General features: G+C 68.1%; 17 protein-coding genes. 4 read left to right on the top strand and 13 right to left on the bottom strand.

The window, feature by feature from the left end:
• Positions 1 to 53: 53 nt before the first annotated feature.
• A complete protein-coding gene (locus tag PIR02_17305; GenBank protein WZH36488.1) occupies positions 54 to 590 on the top strand; it encodes a hypothetical protein in 537 nt (178 codons plus the stop codon).
• Here PIR02_17305 and PIR02_17300 read toward each other — a convergent pair.
• From PIR02_17300 to PIR02_17260, 9 genes are all read right to left on the bottom strand, one after another.
• Positions 577 to 2,829, bottom strand: coding sequence for a bifunctional (p)ppGpp synthetase/guanosine-3',5'-bis(diphosphate) 3'-pyrophosphohydrolase (locus PIR02_17300; GenBank protein WZH36487.1), 2,253 nt, complete (start codon positions 2,827 to 2,829; stop codon positions 577 to 579). The two genes, PIR02_17305 and PIR02_17300, sit on opposite strands and share 14 nt — an antisense overlap.
• Before the next feature lie 65 nt (positions 2,830 to 2,894).
• On the bottom strand, positions 2,895 to 3,881 hold the full coding sequence (gene secF / locus PIR02_17295; protein WZH36486.1) for a protein translocase subunit SecF: 987 nt from the start codon (positions 3,879 to 3,881) through the stop codon (positions 2,895 to 2,897).
• Positions 3,881 to 5,587 (bottom strand): protein translocase subunit SecD, encoded by a 1,707-nt coding sequence (gene secD, locus PIR02_17290; GenBank protein ID WZH36485.1) that lies wholly within the window; start codon positions 5,585 to 5,587, stop codon positions 3,881 to 3,883. Before secD ends, secF begins: the two co-directional genes overlap by 1 nt.
• Positions 5,588 to 5,636: 49 nt before the next feature.
• A complete protein-coding gene (locus PIR02_17285; protein WZH36484.1) occupies positions 5,637 to 6,095 on the bottom strand; it encodes a preprotein translocase subunit YajC in 459 nt (152 codons plus the stop codon).
• A gap of 80 nt (positions 6,096 to 6,175) precedes the next feature.
• Entirely contained in the window at positions 6,176 to 7,222 is a 1,047-nt protein-coding gene (ruvB, locus tag PIR02_17280; protein WZH36483.1) for a Holliday junction branch migration DNA helicase RuvB, read from the bottom strand.
• A complete protein-coding gene (gene ruvA / locus PIR02_17275) occupies positions 7,215 to 7,835 on the bottom strand; it encodes a Holliday junction branch migration protein RuvA (GenBank protein WZH36482.1) in 621 nt (206 codons plus the stop codon). Before ruvA ends, ruvB begins: the two co-directional genes overlap by 8 nt.
• Positions 7,836 to 7,844: 9 nt before the next feature.
• The gene (gene ruvC / locus PIR02_17270; GenBank protein ID WZH36481.1) at positions 7,845 to 8,447 is read right to left on the bottom strand and encodes a crossover junction endodeoxyribonuclease RuvC; all 603 of its coding nucleotides are present in this window, start codon (positions 8,445 to 8,447) and stop codon (positions 7,845 to 7,847) included.
• A gap of 48 nt (positions 8,448 to 8,495) precedes the next feature.
• Positions 8,496 to 9,254, bottom strand: a complete 759-nt coding sequence (locus PIR02_17265) for a YebC/PmpR family DNA-binding transcriptional regulator (GenBank protein ID WZH36480.1) — start codon at positions 9,252 to 9,254, stop codon at positions 8,496 to 8,498.
• 305 nt (positions 9,255 to 9,559) lie between these two features.
• Positions 9,560 to 9,943 carry a DCC1-like thiol-disulfide oxidoreductase family protein gene (locus PIR02_17260; GenBank protein ID WZH36479.1) on the bottom strand — a complete coding sequence of 128 codons (384 nt, stop codon included), beginning with the start codon at positions 9,941 to 9,943 and terminating at the stop codon, positions 9,560 to 9,562.
• A 542-nt stretch (positions 9,944 to 10,485) separates the two neighbouring features.
• Here PIR02_17260 and PIR02_17255 point away from each other — a divergent pair.
• Positions 10,486 to 11,184, top strand: coding sequence for a hypothetical protein (locus tag PIR02_17255; GenBank protein ID WZH36478.1), 699 nt, complete (start codon positions 10,486 to 10,488; stop codon positions 11,182 to 11,184).
• 140 nt (positions 11,185 to 11,324) lie between these two features.
• Here PIR02_17255 and pdxT read toward each other — a convergent pair whose 3' ends face one another.
• A complete protein-coding gene (gene pdxT / locus PIR02_17250) occupies positions 11,325 to 11,969 on the bottom strand; it encodes a pyridoxal 5'-phosphate synthase glutaminase subunit PdxT (protein WZH36477.1) in 645 nt (214 codons plus the stop codon).
• Positions 11,920 to 12,804, bottom strand: a complete 885-nt coding sequence (pdxS, locus tag PIR02_17245; protein ID WZH36476.1) for a pyridoxal 5'-phosphate synthase lyase subunit PdxS — start codon at positions 12,802 to 12,804, stop codon at positions 11,920 to 11,922. The genes pdxT and pdxS overlap by 50 nt, the downstream gene beginning before the upstream one ends.
• Positions 12,805 to 12,921: 117 nt before the next feature.
• On the opposite strand from pdxS, the gene PIR02_17240 reads away from it, so the two are divergent.
• Both PIR02_17240 and pdxY read left to right on the top strand, forming a co-directional pair.
• The gene (locus PIR02_17240; GenBank protein ID WZH36475.1) at positions 12,922 to 14,259 is read left to right on the top strand and encodes an aminotransferase class I/II-fold pyridoxal phosphate-dependent enzyme; all 1,338 of its coding nucleotides are present in this window, start codon (positions 12,922 to 12,924) and stop codon (positions 14,257 to 14,259) included.
• The gene (pdxY, locus tag PIR02_17235) at positions 14,256 to 15,110 is read left to right on the top strand and encodes a pyridoxal kinase PdxY (GenBank protein ID WZH36474.1); all 855 of its coding nucleotides are present in this window, start codon (positions 14,256 to 14,258) and stop codon (positions 15,108 to 15,110) included. Before PIR02_17240 ends, pdxY begins: the two co-directional genes overlap by 4 nt.
• A gap of 341 nt (positions 15,111 to 15,451) precedes the next feature.
• Here the strand turns inward: pdxY and PIR02_17230 are convergent, their stop codons facing one another.
• Positions 15,452 to 16,012 carry an HIT domain-containing protein gene (locus PIR02_17230; GenBank protein WZH39037.1) on the bottom strand — a complete coding sequence of 187 codons (561 nt, stop codon included), beginning with the start codon at positions 16,010 to 16,012 and terminating at the stop codon, positions 15,452 to 15,454.
• Between the two features lie 2 nt (positions 16,013 to 16,014).
• On the bottom strand, positions 16,015 to 18,000 hold the full coding sequence (gene thrS, locus PIR02_17225) for a threonine--tRNA ligase (protein ID WZH36473.1): 1,986 nt from the start codon (positions 17,998 to 18,000) through the stop codon (positions 16,015 to 16,017).
• Between the last annotated feature and the right edge of the window lie 32 nt (positions 18,001 to 18,032).

Here is an 18,032-nt window from a genome sequence, read left to right as displayed (position 1 = left end):
ACAGATCCCCGCCTCGGCGGGAGAGGGCGACACCCTCACGTCAGACTGACGGGATGGTGTCGCCCTTCCTCTTCTTCCCCGGCGAGCGACTCTCCCTCGCCGAACTGACAGCAGCCTGCCTCGACGGCGTCCTCGTCGGCATCGGCGGAGGCTACATGCCGGCTGACGCGGCGGAGACGAGGTGGATGCGCGCGCGCAGTCTCGCTCCCCTGGTGGGCACGCGCTGGGCCGCGGTGCGTCTCAGCGCGGCGTGGATCCACGGTGGAGTCCTCCTCGAGCCGTCCACACATCACCTGCAGCGCGCCGACGCGCGGCGCGCGCGTATGTCGTACGACGGCCGGGTCGTCTACCATGACACCCGGCTCGCCCCCGCAGACGTCGTCGAGATCGCGGGGGTGTCGGTAGCCGCTCCAGACAGGACGCTCGCCGACCTCGCACGCCTCGGCCACGACACCGCTGCGCGCGACTGGGCGCGGAGCGATCCCGAGCTCGCGGAGCACGCGCGCGCGTGGGTCGGCCTCCATCCGCGCGTCCCGTACGGGCGTCGCGCGCTCGACGTGCTCGAGGCGGTGTCGCCTACGACGAGGTGACGCGATAGACGTCGTAGACCGCGTCGATGCGCCGGACGGCGTTGAGGACGCGGTCCAGATGCACCGTGTCGCCCATCTCGAAGACGAACTTGCTCAGGGCGAGACGGTCGTTCGACGTCGAGACCGTTGCCGAGAGGATGTTGACGTGATGTTCGCTCAGCACGCGCGTGACGTCGCTGAGCAGCCCCGACCGATCCAGCGCCTCGACCTGGATCTGGACGAGGAACAGGCTCTTCGTGGTGGGGGCCCACTCGACGTCGATGAGACGGTCGGGGTCTTCTTTGAGCGCTTTCACGTTCGTGCAGTCGCCGCGGTGCACCGAGACACCGCTCCCGCGCGTCACGAAGCCGACGATCTCATCGCCCGGCACCGGCGTGCAGCACTTCGCGAGCTTGACGAGGATGTCCGGCGCCCCGCGCACGAGCACACCCGAATCGCTGTTGCGGGGGGTGCGCCGGCGACCCACCTGCGGCAGATCGATCGGTCCGGTCGAGGTGTCCTCGGCGCTGACGAGGGCGGTGACCTTCTCGATGACCGACTGCGTCGAGACGTGTCCTTCGCCGACTGCGGCGTACAGGGCGGAGACGTCTTCGTAGTGGAACTGGCGGGCGACCTCGGTGAAGGAGTCCTGGCTCATCAACCGCTGCAACGGCAGGTTCTGGCGCCGCATCGCTCGCGCGATCGAGTCCTTCCCCTGTTCGATCGCCTCTTCGCGGCGTTCCTTCGTGAACCACCCGCGGATCTTGTTGCGGGCGCGGGTGCTCTTGACGAAGCCGAGCCAGTCCTGGCTGGGGCCGGCGTCGGGGTTCTTGGAGGTGAAGACCTCGACGACGTCACCGCTCTGCAGGGCCGTCTCGAGGGGAACGAGGCGTCCGTTGACCTTGGCGCCCATCGTGCGGTGACCGATCTCGGTGTGCACGGCGTACGCGAAGTCCACGGGCGTGGCGCCCGCCGGCAGGCCGATGACCCGCCCCTTCGGCGTGAAGACGTAGACCTCTTTCGCGCCGATCTCGAACCGCAACGAGTCCAGGAACTCACCGGGATCGGCGGTCTCGGCCTGCCAGTCCGAGATGTGCGCGATCCACGCCATGTCGGCGTCGACGGCCTTGGCATCCGCCTTCCCGCCCGCCATGCGCTCCTTGTACTTCCAGTGCGCGGCCACGCCGAACTCTGCCTGCTGGTGCATCTCGTGCGTGCGGATCTGGATCTCGACCGTCCGCCCGCCCGGTCCGATGACCGTGGTGTGCAGCGACTGGTAGAGGTTGAACTTCGGTGTGGCGATGTAGTCCTTGAATCGGCCGGGAAGCGGGGTCCATCGCGCGTGGATGGCACCCAGGACGGCGTAGCAGTCGCGCACGGTCCCCACGAGGATCCGGATGCCGATGAGGTCGTAGATGTCGTCGAACTCACGGCCGCGCACGACCATCTTCTGGTACACGGAGTACAGCTGCTTGGGGCGGCCCATGACGCGACCGCGGACGCGGAGCTCACGGAGATCGGCGTCGACCGCGTCGATGACGTTCTGCACGTACTGCTCGCGTTGCGGTGTGCGCTGTTTGACCAGGCTCTCGATCTCGGCGTACAGCTTGGGATGCATCACGGCGAACGAGAGGTCTTCGAGCTCGCTCTTGATGGCCTGGATGCCGAGACGGTGTGCGAGCGGCGCGTAGATCTCGAGGGTCTCGGTCGCCTTCTTGGCCGCCTTGTGCGGGGGCACGAACCCCCACGTGCGGGCGTTGTGCAAGCGGTCGGCGAGCTTGATGAGGAGCACCCGGATGTCTTTCGACATCGCGACGATCATCTTGCGGACGGTCTCCGCCTGCGCGCTGTCGCCGTACTTGACCTTGTCGAGTTTCGTGACCCCGTCGACGAGCATGGCGACCTCGTCGCCGAAGTCGGCGGCCAGTTCGTCGAGGGGGTATCCGGTGTCTTCGACCGTGTCATGCAGCAGGGCTGCGGCGATCGCCTTGGGCCCGAGACCGAGCTCCGCCAGGATCTGCGCCACCGCGAGCGGGTGCGTGATGTACGGCTCGCCACTCTGGCGTTTCTGGCCGTCGTGCGCCTTGTCGGCCACGGCGTACGCGCGCTCGATGATGCCGAGGTCGCCTTTGGGGTGATGCGTGCGGACGGTGCGCAGCAGCTTGTCGACGTCGTCGCGGCGAGCCGCGCGCGAGAAGATGCGTGGCACGAGCCGACGCAACGACGACGGTGCGGGTGCGGATGCCGCGGTCTCGGTCATCGGTGCCCTCCCCCGTCGTGACGTCCGTCGATCAATCCTACGCCCGGCGGGGCGGGCCCCCGCCGTCAGGCGGGGACACCCGCCTTCTCGCGCGCGGAGCGCACGCGGGCGTCGCGCTGGGCGACGGCCGGTTCCCGCTCACGCAGCAGCGCATAGAGCGGCACCGCGACGAACAGGGTCGAGTACGCCGCGACGAGCGTTCCGACGAAGATCGAGAGGGAGATGTCACTCAGCGTCCGGGCACCGAGCGGCACACCGATGAAGAGGATCGCCCCGATGGGCAGCACCGCGACGACGGTCGTGTTGATCGAGCGGATCAGCGTCTGGTTCGCGGCGAGGTTCACCGATTCGGCGAACGTGCGTCCGGAGATCTCCCCGTCTTCCCTCGTGTTCTCCCTCACCTTGTCGAAGACGACCGTGGTGTCGTACAAGGCGTAGGAGAGGATCGTCAGGAACCCGATCACCGCCGCCGGCGAGATCTCGAACCCGAAGAGCGCGTAGATGCCGACCGTGATGACGAGCACGTCGACGAGCCCGATGATCGCGGCGACCGACATCTTCCACGTGCGGAAGTACAGCGCGAGGATGATGAACGTCAGCGCCAGGAAGATCGCCAGCCCCCAGAGCGACTGACGTGTGACGTCTGCACCCCACGTCGCACCGATGAACGAGTTGGTGACCTCGGAGCTCGGCACCTGGTACGAACTGGCGAGAGCGGCGGAAACGGCCTGCGTCTCGTCGTTGCTCATCTGGTCGGTCTGCACGCGAACGGCCTGATCGCTGATCACGGTCACGCGCGTCGTGGCGCCGGGAACGACCGACGTCACCGCTTGCGTGGCGAGCGATTGGTCGAAGGTCGCCGGGTTGGAGACCGTGAACTGGGAGCCACCGGTGAACTCAATGGAGAACTGAATCGGGCGTACGAGCGGGACGAGGGCCGCACCGATCACGAGCAGGGCGGCGATCAGGAACCACACACGCCGACGCTGCACGAACGGGAACGAGGTCTTCCCCGAGTAGAGGTCGTTACCGAGCTGCGTCATGGAGCGCATCAGTCGTCTCCCCCCTTCGTGGAGCTGCTATCCCCGCGTGAGGCGGCGAGCTCGGCCTGTTTGCGTTCGGCGATCGTCTGGCGCCGCTGCGCCTCGGCGCGTGAGCGCTTCGTGCGCCCGGTGTCGGCGATCGGAGCCCGGAACTGCGCGCGCCCGCGATAGACGGCGCCGAGCGCCTCAGGGTCCATTCCCGACAGCGGGTGCCCCGATCCGAAGAATCGGGTGCGTGCCAGCAGCTGCATCACCGGGTGGGTGAAGAGGATGAAGATGAGGATGTCGATCGCTGTCGTCAGGCCCAGCGTGAAGGCGAAGCCCTTCACCGTGGCATCCGCAAGGATGTACAGCACGACGGCGGCCAGGATGTTGATCGACTTGGAGATGTAGATCGTGCGCTTGGCGCGGGACCAGCCGTCCTCGACGGCCGCGGTGATCGACTTACCGTCGCGCAACTCGTCGCGGATGCGCTCGAAATAGACGATGAACGAGTCGGCCGTGAACCCGATCGTGATGATGAGGCCCGCGACACCGGCGAGCGAGAGGCGGAAGCCCATGCGCCAGGCCAAGATGCACAGCATCACGTAGGTCAACACCGCCATCACGCCGAGCGAGGCGATGATCACCGTGCCCAGTGCGCGATAGACCACGAGCGAGTACACCGCCACCAGCGCGAGACCGATGAGGCCGGCGATGAAGCCGACTTGCAGCTGCTGGGAGCCGAGGGTGGCGGACACCGTGTCGGAGCTCACGACGTCGAAGCTGAGCGGCAGCGCGCCGTACTTCAGCTGGTCGGCGAGGGCCTTCGAGCTCTCCTGCGTGTAGTTGCCGGTGATGCTGGGGCGCCCGTCCAGGATGATCGCGTTCATCTGCGGCGCCGAAAGGACGCTTCCGTCGAGGACGAAGGCGAACTGATTCAGCGGCGCCTGAGCGCCGTAGAGGCGCTGACTGATCTTGCCGAAAACCTGCGTTCCCTCGTCGTTGAAGACGAGGTTCACGGCCCAGCGGCCCGTGTTCTGCTCCTGGCCGTTGGTGGCGTCGGTGATCGAGGTGCCGTCGAGTTCGACCGGGCCGAGGATGTACTTCACGCCGTCGTCGATGCCGCAGGTGATCAGGGGCTCGTTCGCCGGGGCCTTCGCCGCGTCGTTCGCCGGATTGGAGCAGTCGTAGGCGAGGAACTGCGCCTGCAGGGCAGGGGTGATCCACGCGGGGTCGCTCGCGTTGGTCGGCGAGGCGGTGGGCGTCGACGGAAGGCTCGGGTCCGGCGTCGGGTACGGCGTCGAGTTCCCGTCCTCTCCGACGAAGGTCGTCGCGGGCGAGCCGGTGAACAGCACCGGACGCAGCTGGAGCTGAGCGGAGCTCTGGATCCGCTCGCGCGTCGCTTCGTCGGCCTCTCCCGGGATCTGGACCACGATCTTGTCGCTGCCCTCGGTCGCGATGTCGGTCTCACCGACGCCCGAGGCGTCGACGCGCTGTCGGATGATCGAGACCGCCTGCTGAAGCTGCTCGGAGTCGGGCGCGGCGCCGTCCGTCGTCTGCGCCTGCAGGATGATCTGCGTCCCGCCCTGGAGGTCGAGAGCGAGATCGGGGGTCCAGGAGCTGGCCTGGAAGGCGTACACGCCCAGGGCGTTGATGCCGAACAGCACGGCCGTGAGGGCGAGCAGACCGGTCAGAACACGCCAGGCATGGCGCACAGGAGGAGAGGACGCCACGGAGTCGGCTTTCTATGCGGCGGAACGAGAGAAACGAACGGTCGAGGCGTCAGGCCTGCGGACGGTCCTTGTCGGTGCGGTCGGCCTCGGCCTCGGCGGCCTGACGGGCGCGGTGGTCGTCGCTGATGGAGGTGATGTCGCCGTCGGCGACGCCCGCGACGTACTCGGCCTCGGTCTCTTCGGCCTCGATGAACTCGTCTTCGGTGACGGTGCCGGAGGTCGGGTCGACGATGCGCAGCACGGCCTGGCTGTGGACCTTGATCACGACGCCGGGAGCGATCTCGACGTGCGCGGGCTTGTCGAGGTCTTCACCGTCGTACTCGACGATGGTGCCGTATAGGCCGCCCTGGAGGAGGACCTCGGCGCCGGGCACCGTCTGGCGGGCCTTCTCTTCGAGCTCGAGCTTCTGCTTCTGCATGCGGCGGCGCGAGCTCCAGAACATGAAGATCAGCAGGCCGATCAGCAGGATGATGAGGCCGTAGTTGGCGAAGAAGCTCGCGAAATCCATGGAGGCGGTGCACCTTTCAGGTCAGGCGCGCCATGCGGCACTGCCTAGCGGGGGTCGGGGAATCCCTCGCCGAGTATAGGTCATGACCCCTGGCTGAATCGGAGCAGGCCGTCGGGGTGGGGAGCGCCGAGGTGGTCGTAGGCCTCGGGGGTGGCGACCCGGCCGCGCGGCGTGCGGCCCATGAAGCCGATGCGCACGAGGTAGGGCTCGACCACCGACTCGATGGTCTCGGGTTCCTCCCCCACCGCCACGGCGAGCGTGCTGAGGCCCACGGGGCCGCCGCGGAAGCGGCGCACGAGTGCATCGAGAACGGCCCTGTCGAGGCGGTCGAGTCCGATGGCATCCACGTCGTAGAGGTCGAGGGCGGCGCCCACGGTGCGGACGTCGGCGTGACCGTCATCGGTGCCGGCGGACGGGCCGTGTACGACGAGGTAATCGCGCACCCGGCGCAGCAGGCGGTTCGCGATGCGGGGTGTGCCGCGCGAGCGGCGCGCGATCTCCGACCGCGCGGTGCCGGGCAGTCCGACATCGAGCATGGATGCCGACCGCGACACGACCCGCTCGAGTTCTTCGGGCTCGTAGTACTCGAGGTGCGCCGTGAAGCCGAACCGGTCGCGCAGCGGGTTGGGGAGCAGGCCCGCGCGCGTCGTCGCGCCCACGAGCGTGAACGGAGAAAGGTCGAGGGGGATGCTCGTCGCCCCCGCACCCTTGCCGACCATGATGTCGATGCGGAAATCTTCCATCGCGAGGTACAGCATCTCTTCCGCCGAGCGCGCCATGCGGTGGATCTCATCGATGAATAGGACCTCGCCCGGGGTGAGCGATGACAGCAGCGCGGCGAGGTCTCCCGCGTGCTGGATGGCCGGCCCGCTCGATAGGCGCAGGGGCCGACCGCTCTCGTGGGCCACGATCATGGCGAGCGTCGTCTTGCCGAGACCGGGAGGCCCCGAGAGCAGGATGTGATCGGGCGAGCGCTGTTGGATCCGCGCGGCATCGAGGAGCAGCTGGAGCTGCCCCCGGACCTTCTGCTGTCCGACGAACTCCGCAAGAGACGTGGGGCGGAGCGCCCCCTCGATCGCGAGCTCGGTCTCGTCGTCGGGGGCGCCGGCGTCGCGGACGTCAGCCACCCACGGTCTCCTTGCGCGCGGGCCCGAGGAGCGCGAGCGTGAGGCGCAGCAGCGCCTGGACCGAGGCGCGGTCGCTCTCGGAGGCGTTTTCGGCCACGGATGCCACCGCCTCGGCGGCGGTGCGTTCGGTCCAGCCCAGTCCGACCAGCGCTTGCGTGACCTGGAGGGGTACCTGACCGTGCGCTGCCACGGCCGCGGGCGCTGCGACCGGAACCACGGCGAGCTTGCCTGCGAGCTGCACGACGATGAGCTTCGCGGTCTTGGGGCCGATGCCCGAGACGCGGCGGAAGGGGGCGTCGTCGTCGTCTGCCACGGCCTGCGCGATCTGCGGCACCGTGAGCGAGGAGAGCACCCCGAGGGCGGACTTCGGGCCGACGCCCGTGACGCTGATGAGCTGCGTGAACACCGTGAGTTCTTCGCGGCTCTCGAAGCCGTAGAGCGAGAGGGCGTCTTCTCGCACGATGAGATTCGTGTGCAGGTGGATGTCGTCGCCGACGTGCACCGTCCGTGCGAACTGCGCGGTCACGGCGACGGAGAAACCGACACCGCCCACCACGATGACCAGCGAGTCGTCGGCGACGTGGGCCGCCGCCCCGTGCAGCGAAGAGATCATGCCCTCAGCTTACGCGTCGGTTCGTACATGTGTTCGAGCGACACGTGCCTGGGGAGAACGACGCTTCTCGGCGTCGCGCCACGCGCGTTGAGCCGGGGTGAGCGTCGCCTCGCCGGAGACGGCGGCCGCTCCCCCGCGCCAGGCGTGGCACAGCGCGATGGCCAGCGCGTCAGCGGCGTCCGCCGGTTGCGGCAGAGCATCGAGCCGGAGCACCCGCGCGACCATCGTCTGGACTTGGAGCTTGTCGGCCGACCCGTACCCGGTGATGGCAGCCTTGACCTCGCTCGGGGTGTGCGTGGCGGCGGGGATTCCGTGTTCGGCCGCCAACAGCAGGGCGATGCCGCTGGCCTGGGCGGTTCCCATCACGGAGTGGCGGTTGTTCTGCGCGAAGACCCGCTCGACCGCGACGACCTGCGGATCGTGCGCGGCCAGGACGGCGCGGATCCCGGCGGCGATCGCCGCCAGACGCTTCTCGATCGGGTCGGTGGTTGCCGACCGGACGACACCGACGTGCACGAGCGACGCCGTGCGGTTCGGTGAGACGTCGACGATTCCGACGCCGCAGCGCGTGAGGCCGGGGTCGATACCGAGGACGCGGAGGGAACGAGACACGGCCCCCACGCTAAGCGCAGGGGCCGTGGTCGAGTCGAGGGCGCGCCCTTACTCGTCGTTCTCGAGCTCGGCCTGCACCTCGGGGCTCAGGTCGAAGTTCGTGTAGACGTTCTGCACGTCGTCGCTGTCTTCGAGGGCGTCGATGAGGCGGAACACCTTGCGCGCGGTGTCGGCGTCGACCTCGATCTTCAGCGACGGGACGAACTCGACGTCGGCGGAGTCGTACTCGATCCCCGCCTCCTGCAGGGCCGAGCGGACGGTCACCAGATCGCTCGCGTCGGTGATGATGCCGAACCCGTCGCCGTGAGGCTCGATCTCCTCGGCGCCGGCCTCGAGGGTCGCGAGCATGACGTCGTCTTCCGTGGTGCCTTCGCTCGGCACGACGATGACGCCCTTACGGCTGAAGTTGTAGGCGACGCTGCCCGGGTCGGCGAGAGTACCGCCGTTGCGGCTGAGGGCGGTGCGCACCTCGGCCGCAGCGCGGTTCTTGTTGTCGGTCAGACACTCGATGAGGAATGCGACACCGTTGGGGCCGTAGCCCTCGTACATGATCGAGAGGTACTCGACCGCTTCGCCGCCGATGCCGGCACCGCGCTTGATCGCGCGATCGATGTTGTCTTTGGGGACCGAGGTCTTCTTGGCCTTGAGGACGGCGTCGAAGAGGGTCGGGTTGCCCTGGAGGTCGGCGCCGCCGAGCTTGGCCGCGACCTCGATGTTCTTGATGAGCTTGGCCCACGACTTCGCGCGGCGGGCGTCGACGACCGCCTTCTTGTGCTTGGTCGTGGCCCATTTGGAGTGTCCGGACATGGGTCAACGATATCGTGGGCACGAATGGCCTGCGGATACCAAGCCGCGGGCCTCTTGTGTTTTTGGGGCTGAGGCCCCGGGTTCGGCGTCGTCCTCTTACGCCGGGATGATCGTTCAGCGCGGGATCTGGCGCTGCCCGGCGGGTCGCTTCGGATCGACGATCACGCGGGCGATCAGCGGCGGGAGCGGCCGCACCGCGACGGCATGGACGTGACGGATCGGCCGAACCTATGGACGGCGTACCAACGCGAGCGTCGGATGGGATTTCAGGAGCGCGTCGAGAATCTTCGCGCCGAGGGTCTGATCTAGCTTCGCTGATTCGGCATCGCGCAGGCAGGTGTTCCTCCCGGAAGGCGATGCCGGTAGCGAGCAATGAAGAAGTACCCAACTCTGGCGAACCACGAGAACGGTGGAGTCACGAGAAGGTTCCCGAGGAATCTCAAGCCGAGCGAATCCTGCATGCGCAGGATTGCACCGAATGCGGCATGTCCCCGGAGTACCTCACCACCCCGGAAGAACCAGGCGGCGCTTCTCGCATCGCTGTCTGTGAGGCCGAACTGTTCCAGATCAAGCCATTGCCAGGGCTGCGCCTCGGGGAACACACCAAGGGTGTTCTTGAGCCGGGTCACCCATGTCGTGCAGAAGGCGCAGTCGCCGTCGTACACGAGCATCGCTTGGTGCTGCGTCACGCCGCTGATTGTAGCGGCGGCCCCAGTTTCGCGCTCAGGAACGATCATTCGAACGCAACTGCGCGGATTCGAGAGGTGCTGCGCCCTCAACTGTCAGACGAGCGGCTCGCGACCGCCAACGCGATAGTGCTCGCTGAGATTTTGGGCTACTCAGAGGAGGCCCGGTTCGAGGGGGCGAACTCGCGCCCCGGCCGTTGGTACGCAGAAGCGTGTGCGTTCGGCAACCGCCATAGCCGCTCGAAGAATGCTCTCCCCGGCCGCTGCGTCGGGTGATCCGTATCCCCCTTTATGCGGCGAATATGGACATGGGTTCCATGTCGAGAGCGCGGGCGCGTCGTCACGTGATTCCGTCGTGTCGGCGCCGGTGTGCCGGCTCACGGATCGTTGTTGCCCCGCCTCCCGAATGCGATCGTCGTGTCCCCCGAAGAGGGGACGCGATCTTGGTCGCGCGTTACGTAGATTCGACGCCGTGAAGCGAACGCGCTTCGCTTCATATCCCCTCGAGTCACAGGCGATTGGAGAGAGAGATGAAGAGAACACGGATGGCATCGGTCCTCGCCGTTCCCCTTGTCGTCAGCGGTCTGGTGCTGACGTCATCGGCGGCAGCGAACGCGTCTTCCGAGGCCGATTCGGATGCCGCGGTCGAGCAGACGCTCATCGCGAAAGCAAAGGAGGCAGACGCCAAGGGCTACGTGCTCCTGGACCGCTCCGAGGGAGAGAGGGTAGGTGACGCGGTCTTCTACCCGACGGGCCCCGTAAGCGACGAGACCGTCGTCGTTGTCAAAGACGCCGACGGATCTCTTCCGAACGGGTTGACGGAGGAGACTCTTGCCCGCGAAGTCGCGGCGATACGCGCGGGGGTCGGCTCGGCGTCGGTTCCCGCGGACGATCGCGGCGCGGCGTCCCCGCTGGCGGCGGACTCCTACGCGTGGGGGGCGACGAGTGCGGGTTACTCCGACCCGTTCCGTGGCGGGTCGGCGATCGGCTGGGACGACAGCGCAACCGTCAGCTATTCCTTCTTCACCAACCCCGGCTACAACCAGCGAGCGTCCGGCGAAGGCCTTGGCTTCTACCGCGGCTACAACGGAAGCGAATTCGGCACGTGGCAGAAGTACTACTACGTCGGCACGGGCGGCTCGACCGGTGCGGGAGGAAGCGTCCCGTGGGGGAACACCGCGGCGACGAAGTACTTCCGAGCCATCTGCACCCAGACCGTTGCGTGCGGCGGGTACTTCCAATGACGCGGACGCCCTGATCCGAACGCGCCCCGTGTGCTCGCCTCCGCGGAGCGCGCGGGGCGCGTTCATCGGGTGCGCGCTCCGACGGGCGGATCATCAGGGGCGGATGAGGAACGCAACACGCTCCGCCGTCCATGCCGCGGTCATCTGCGCAGGCGATCCTCCACACGTGAGAGGAAGCGCTCGTGGAAGCGCGTCTCCCCCGTCGATTCGGGGTGGAACGCCGTTCCGAGCAGCACCCCCTGTTCGATCGCGACCACCCGCCCATCGGGGAGGGATGCCAGGGGCTCGGCATCCGGACCCCACTCGACCACCGCGGGGGCGCGGATGAACACCGCGTGTATCGGCGGTGCGCCGAAAGCCGGGACGTCGAGGTCGGTCTCGAAGGACGCGGTCTGACTGCCGAAGACATTGCGCGCGACGCGGGCGTCGATCCCGCCGAACGTCTGCTGGTTGGCGATGGCACCGTCGATGCGGTCGGCGAGGAGGATCAGACCCGCGCAGGTGCCGTACATCGGCATCCCGCCGGCGATGGCGGCGCGGATCGGATCGAACAGGCCGAAGGCGCGAGCGAGTTTGTCGATGACACTCGATTCGCCGCCGGGGAGAACGAGCCCGTCCACGGCGGCGAGCTCCTCGGGCCGACGCACGGGACGAGCGTCGGCGCCGAGGACGGTCAGCGCCGCCAGGTGCTCGCGCACATCGCCCTGAAGGGCGAGGACGCCGACGCGGGGCGCGTTACCAGCCACGCTCGGCGAGGCGGTGCGGGGCGGGGAGGTCGGCGACATTGATGCCCACCATCGCCTCCCCGAGACCGCGCGAGGCTTCGGCGACGATCTTCGGGTCGTCGTGGAAGGTCGTCGCCTTCACGATCGCGGCGGCGCGCTGCGCGGGGTTGCCCGACTTGAAGATGCCCGAGCCCACGAAGACGCCGTCGGCGCCGAGCTGCATTATCATCGCGGCGTCGGCGGGCGTGGCCACTCCCCCGGCGGTGAAGAGGACGACGGGGAGCGTTCCGGTCTCGGCGATCTCGGCGACGAGGTCGTAGGGTGCCTGCAGGTCCTTGGCCGCGACGTACAGCTCGTCCTTCGTCTTGGCGCGCAGGGCGTTGATCTCGCCGCGGATCGTGCGGATGTGCTTGGTCGCCTCCGACACGTCGCCGGTGCCGGCCTCGCCCTTGGAGCGGATCATCGCCGCGCCCTCGGTGATGCGGCGCAGGGCCTCGCCGAGATTCGTGGCTCCGCAGACGAACGGGACGGTGAAGTTCCACTTGTCGATGTGGTTGACGTAGTCGGCGGGCGAGAGCACCTCCGACTCGTCGATGTAGTCGACGCCGAGCTCCTGCAGGATCTGCGCCTCGACGAAGTGCCCGATGCGGGCCTTCGCCATGACGGGGATCGACACCGACGCGATGATGTCATCGATCAGGTCGGGGTCGCTCATGCGGGCCACGCCGCCCTGGGCGCGGATGTCGGCGGGAACGCGCTCGAGTGCCATGACGGCGACGGCGCCGGCGTCCTCGGCGATGCGCGCCTGCTCGGCGGTGACGACGTCCATGATGACGCCGCCCTTGAGCATCTCGGCAAGACCGCGCTTGACGCGGGAGGTTCCGGTGTCGGTCATGGCTTCTCCGTTCCGCGCGGAAGGCGCGTGGTGGCGCGCTTCGGGGCGCGATGTATTGGCTTAGGCCAAACCGTAGCATGGCTCAGGACATATGCTGATCGGAACTCAGGGGGGCGTATGACCATCGACATCACCGGGCGATCGGCATCCGGAATCGCCGCAGACCTCCGCGAGCGCATCGAGCGTGGCGAGCTCGCCCCGGGCACGCTGTTACCACCCGTGCGCACCGTGGCCGCCGACCTCGGTGTCAACCGCAACACCGTCGTCGCCGCATACCGCCAGCTCGCCCAAGCGGGGCTCGTCGAGGCGCGAGGACGCGGTGGCACGCGTGTGGCAGACCGGACCGCGGTCGCACAGGAGGGCTATGCCCCCGACACCGTGCTGCGTGACGTCGGCACGGGCAACCCCGACCCGTCGCTGATCCCCGATCCCACCGCCGCCCTCGTCCGCTCCACGCGGCCGGTGCTCTACGGAGAACCGGTCATCGATCCCGGCCTCGAGGCTTGGGCCCGAGAGTGGATGGCCGATCAGCTCCCGCACGACGACCTGCGCATCACGGTGACCAGTGGCGCGAGCGACGCGATCGAGAGACTGCTGGCACAGGCGCTTCAGCGCGACGACGCGGTGGCGCTGGAAGATCCGTGCTTCCTCTCCGCGTTGCACACGGTGCGCACCGGCGGATACCGGGCGGTTCCCGTCGAGGTGGATGCCGAGGGGATGACGGTCGACGGGCTCCGTGCCGCGCTCGAGGCCGGCGTCCGCGCGGTCATCTGCACGCCGCGCGCCCACAACCCCACCGGGGCGAGCCTGAGCCCCGATCGGGCTGCGGGACTGCGGGCTCTTCTCGCCGAGTACCCGTACGTCCTCGTCATCGAGGACGACCACTTCTCTCTCCTGTCGCGGGTGCCGTTGCACTCGGTCATCGGCTCCGGGCAGCGCCGGTGGGTGCGGATCCGTTCGATGTCGAAGTTCCTCGGTCCCGACACGTGCCTGGCTGTCACGGCATCCGATCCCGACACCGCCGACGGTCTCGCCGTGCGGCTCACGCCCGGGACGACGTGGGTCAGCCACATTCTCCAGCGGATGACGCTCGCGCTCGTCACCGACGACGCGGTGCGCGCCGATATCGAGCGTGCCGCGACCCATTACGCCGAGCGGAACGCGGCGTTCGCCCGCGCGCTGACCGAGCGCGGACTCCCCGTCGCACCGGGGGACGGCCTCAATCTCTGGGTGCCCCTTCCGGTGCCCGCTGCGAGCGTCCGCGAGGACCTGATGCGGCGCGGCTGGCTCGTCCGCGAGGGGGACCCCTTCTTCCTCTCCACCGCTACCGGATCGTTCCTGCGCCTGACGGTGCACGATCTCGACGAGACGTCGGCGGCGACGCTTGCTGACGACCTCGCCGCGGCCGTGGGCACGCGGCGGGTCGCCCCGCGAGGTGGGAGGATCGAAGAATGAAGGTGCTCTCGATCCAGTCCGCCGTCGCGTACGGGCACGTCGGCAACTCCGCCGCTGTCTTCCCCCTCCAGCGCATCGGCGTCGAGGTTCTCCCCGTCTACACGGTCAACTTCTCCAACCACACCGGCTACGGCGCGTGGCGCGGACCGCTCATCTCCCCCGACGATGTCGCCGCGGTGATCACCGGGATCGAGGAACGCGGGATCTTTCCCGAGATCGACGTCGTGCTCTCGGGATACCAGGGCGGCGAGGGCATCGCCGACGTCATCATCGACACCGTCGCGCGGGTCAAGAAGGCGAATCCGGATGCCGTCTACGCCTGCGATCCCGTCATGGGCAACGCGAAGTCGGGCTGCTTCGTCGCTCCCGCGATCCCCGAGCTCCTGCGTGAGCGCGTGGTGCCGGTCGCCGACATCCTCACCCCGAACCAGTTCGAGCTCGGCTTCCTCACCGGCACGGAGCCCGGCAGTATCGATTCGACCCTGGAATCGGCCGACGCGCTGCGAGCTCGCGGTCCGCGGACCATTCTCGTCACCAGTGTCGAGCGGCCGGACCGCGAGGCCGACACGATCGAGATGATGGTCATCGACGACAACGGCGCGTGGATCGTGCAGACGCCGCTCATCCCGATGAAGGCGAACGGCTCCGGCGACGTGACCGCGGCCCTCTTCACCGCTCACTACCGCCGCAGCGGCGGGGACGCGGCGGACGCTCTGGCGCGCACCGCTTCGAGCGTGTTCGACCTGTTGACGAACACCTACGAGTCGGGTTCGCGCGAGCTGCGCCTCATCGAGTCGCAGGAGGCGTACGCGCACCCGCGCCTCCAATTCTCGGTACGCCAGGTGCGCTGAGACGCGGGTCACCCGGACAGGCGTACGCGGGCGCCGTGTGACGGACGCCGAGCGTCGTGGGCTGCTGGGGTGCGGAGACGCGGAGCGTTCCGCTGCGGTGCAAGGGCCGGCCTTGTGCGTCCAGCCACGAGCACGTGTCGCGTCAGAGATGCGTTTGCCGAACGTTGTCGGTGTGGCCCGGAGCTGGCGACCTTCTGAGGCAACCGAACGAGCGGGGCGTCATTTCGTTTGACCCAGATGGACGATGCGAGCTTTGAGACGCGACCATCCGGGGCAAGCGAATCCAGCGGGTGGCCGCCGCCATCCCGAACTCGTGCGTGTGGCGCAGGGTGAGGACGCGCTCAGCCGTCCCACGCGTCCGCGACCGCGCGCCGCACGTCACCCAGCAGCTGCGGGAGTGCCTTCGTCTTGGCGATGATGGGGAAGAAGTTCGCGTCGGAGGCCCAGCGCGGCACGATGTGCTGGTGCAGGTGCGCGTCGACACCGGCGCCGGCTATCGCCCCCTGGTTCATACCGAGGTTGAAGCCGTCGCAGTTCGACACCGCCCTCAGTACGCGCATCCCGCGCTGGGTGAGCGCACCGATCTCGGCGACTTCCTCGTCGGTCGCCTGATCGTAGGTGGCGATGTGACGGTACGGGCACACGAGCAGGTGCCCCGAGTTGTAGGGGAAGAGGTTCAGCAGCACGTACGCGGTCTTCCCGCGGGCGACGATCAGTCCGTCCTCGTCACTCTTGTCGGGCGCCGCGCAGAACGGGCAGTTCTTCTCCATCGGCTCGCGGCCCGCCGAGATGTAGGCCATGCGATGCGGTGTCCACAGGCGTTGGAATTCGTCGGGCACGCCCGGAAGTGTCGCGGCGTCGATGAGGGATGCCTCCCCCGCCGCGACGGCATCCGGATCCATCGTCACGCCAAGTCCTCGGCGGTGTTCACGAGCGTGCGGCCGGCGATCGCGCCGGTGATGCGAGCGATCGCCTCGTCGACCGGGATGCCGTTGAGCTGCGTGCCGTCGCGGAACCGGAACGAGACCGTGCCGTTCGAGCGGTCCTGCTCGCCGGCGATCAGCATAAGCGGCACCTTCTGCGTGGTGTGCGTGCGGATCTTCTTCTGCATGCGGTCGTCGCTGTGGTCGGCCTCGGCGCGGACGCCCTTGGTCTTGAGGTCGGCGACGATGCCCTGGAGGTAGTCGCCGTATTCCGCCGCGACGGGCACGGCCACGACCTGCACCGGCGCGAGCCACACCGGGAAGGCCCCGGCGTAGTGCTCGAGCAGGATCGCGAAGAAGCGCTCGACCGAGCCGAAGAGGGCGCGGTGGATCATGACGGGGCGATGCTTCTCGCCGTCGGGGCCGGTGTACTCGAGCTCGAAGCGCTCCGGCTGATTGAAGTCGAGCTGGATCGTCGACATCTGCCAGGTGCGGCCGATCGCGTCGCGTGCCTGCACCGAGATCTTCGGGCCGTAGAAGGCCGCGCCGCCCGGGTCGGGCACGAGCTCGAGTCCGGAAGCCTCGGCGACCTCGCGCAGCGTCTCGGTCGCCTCGGCCCAGAGGGCGTCGTCGCCGATGAACTTCGGGTTGCCGTCTTCCTTCGTCGACAGCTCGAGGTAGAAGTCGTTCAGGCCGTAGTCGCGCAGGGTCTGCAGCACGAAGTCGAGGCTGTGGGTCAGCTCGGCCTTGACCTGGTCGGCGGTGACGTAGATGTGCGTGTCGTCCTGGGTCATGCCGCGCACGCGCGTGAGGCCCGACAGCGTCCCGCTCTTCTCGTAGCGGTATACCGACCCGAACTCGCTCAGGCGCAGGGGCAGCTCGCGGTAGCTGCGTCCGCGCGAGCGGAAGATCAGGTTGTGGAACGGGCAGTTCATGGGCTTCAGGTAGTACTCCTGGCCCTCGCGCGACACGTGCCCGTCGGCATCCACCACCTCGTCGAGCACCATCGGGGGGTACATGCCGTCGGCGTACCACTGCAGGTGGCCGCTGGTCATGAACAGGTCGCCCTTGGTGATGTGCGGGGTGTTGACGACCTCGTAGCCGCTGGCGAGCAGGCGCTCGCGCATGTACCGCTCGATCTCGTAGCGGATGATGCCGCCCTTGGGGTGGAACACCGACAGGCCGGGACCGATCTCGTCGGGGAACGAGAACAGGTCGAGCTCTTTGCCGAGCTTGCGGTGGTCGCGCTTCGCGGCCTCTTCGAGGCGGTGCTGGTACGCGCGCAGCTCGTCCTTCGTGGGCCACGCGGTGCCGTAGATGCGCTGGAGCTGCGGGTTCTTCTCGCTACCGCGCCAGTAGGCACCGGCGATGCGGGTGAGATCCCACCCGTTGCCGATCAGACGGGTGCCCGGCACGTGCGGGCCGCGGCACAGGTCTTTCCAGGCGGTCTCGCCGTCACGGGTGATGTTGTCGTAGATCGTGAGCTCGCCGGCACCGACCTCGACGGAGGCGCCCTCGGCGGCCTCGGCCGATCCGCCCTTCAGCCCGATGAGCTCGAGCTTGAACGGCTCATCGGCGAGTTCGGCGCGTGCCTCGTCGTCCGTGACGACGCGACGCACGAACCGCTGGTTCTCGCGGACGATTCGCTCCATCTCCTTCTTGATGACCTTGAGGTCGTCGGGGGTGAAGGGTTCGTCGACCTGGAAGTCGTAGTAGAAGCCATCCGTGACGGGCGGTCCGATGCCGAGGTTCGCCTGGGGCTTGACACGCTGGACCGCCTGCGCGAGCACGTGCGCCGTCGAGTGGCGGAGGATCGACAGACCGTCCGCGCTGTCGATGGTGACCGGCTCGACCTGGTCGTCGGCCGTCACGGTCGTGGCCAGGTCTTTCAGCTCCCCGTTCACGCGCAAGGCGACGACCGAGCGGTCGGGGAAAAGAGCGAAGCCATCGGCGGGAAAATCAGTCACAGCACATCTCCTGAAAGGGTCGCTTCCAGGCT

Origin of the sequence: Microbacterium enclense (genome assembly GCA_038182865.1) — a bacterium.
Taxonomy (GTDB): domain Bacteria; phylum Actinomycetota; class Actinomycetes; order Actinomycetales; family Microbacteriaceae; genus Microbacterium; species Microbacterium enclense_B.
The sequence above is the reverse complement of the archived record's forward strand: the minus strand, read 5'-3'. Positions and strand labels throughout refer to the sequence as shown.

Bases quoted from the DNA above. Each gene is read 5' to 3' on its own strand.
- ruvA (WZH36482.1), bottom strand. From the start codon at position 7,835: ATGATCTCTTCGCTGCACGGGGCGGCGGCCCACGTCGCCGACGACTCG.
- PIR02_17300 (WZH36487.1), bottom strand. From the start codon at position 2,829: ATGACCGAGACCGCGGCATCCGCACCCGCACCGTCGTCGTTGCGTCGG.
- pdxY (WZH36474.1), top strand. From the start codon at position 14,256: ATGAAGGTGCTCTCGATCCAGTCCGCCGTCGCGTACGGGCACGTCGGC.
- pdxS (WZH36476.1), bottom strand. From the start codon at position 12,804: ATGACCGACACCGGAACCTCCCGCGTCAAGCGCGGTCTTGCCGAGATG.
- secF (WZH36486.1), bottom strand. From the start codon at position 3,881: ATGCGCTCCATGACGCAGCTCGGTAACGACCTCTACTCGGGGAAGACC.
- PIR02_17230 (WZH39037.1), bottom strand. From the start codon at position 16,012: ATGGATCCGGATGCCGTCGCGGCGGGGGAGGCATCCCTCATCGACGCC.
- PIR02_17240 (WZH36475.1), top strand. From the start codon at position 12,922: ATGACCATCGACATCACCGGGCGATCGGCATCCGGAATCGCCGCAGAC.
- PIR02_17285 (WZH36484.1), bottom strand. From the start codon at position 6,095: ATGGATTTCGCGAGCTTCTTCGCCAACTACGGCCTCATCATCCTGCTG.
- pdxT (WZH36477.1), bottom strand. From the start codon at position 11,969: ATGTCGCCGACCTCCCCGCCCCGCACCGCCTCGCCGAGCGTGGCTGGT.
- PIR02_17305 (WZH36488.1), top strand. From the start codon at position 54: ATGGTGTCGCCCTTCCTCTTCTTCCCCGGCGAGCGACTCTCCCTCGCC.
- PIR02_17265 (WZH36480.1), bottom strand. From the start codon at position 9,254: ATGTCCGGACACTCCAAATGGGCCACGACCAAGCACAAGAAGGCGGTC.
- PIR02_17255 (WZH36478.1), top strand. From the start codon at position 10,486: ATGGCATCGGTCCTCGCCGTTCCCCTTGTCGTCAGCGGTCTGGTGCTG.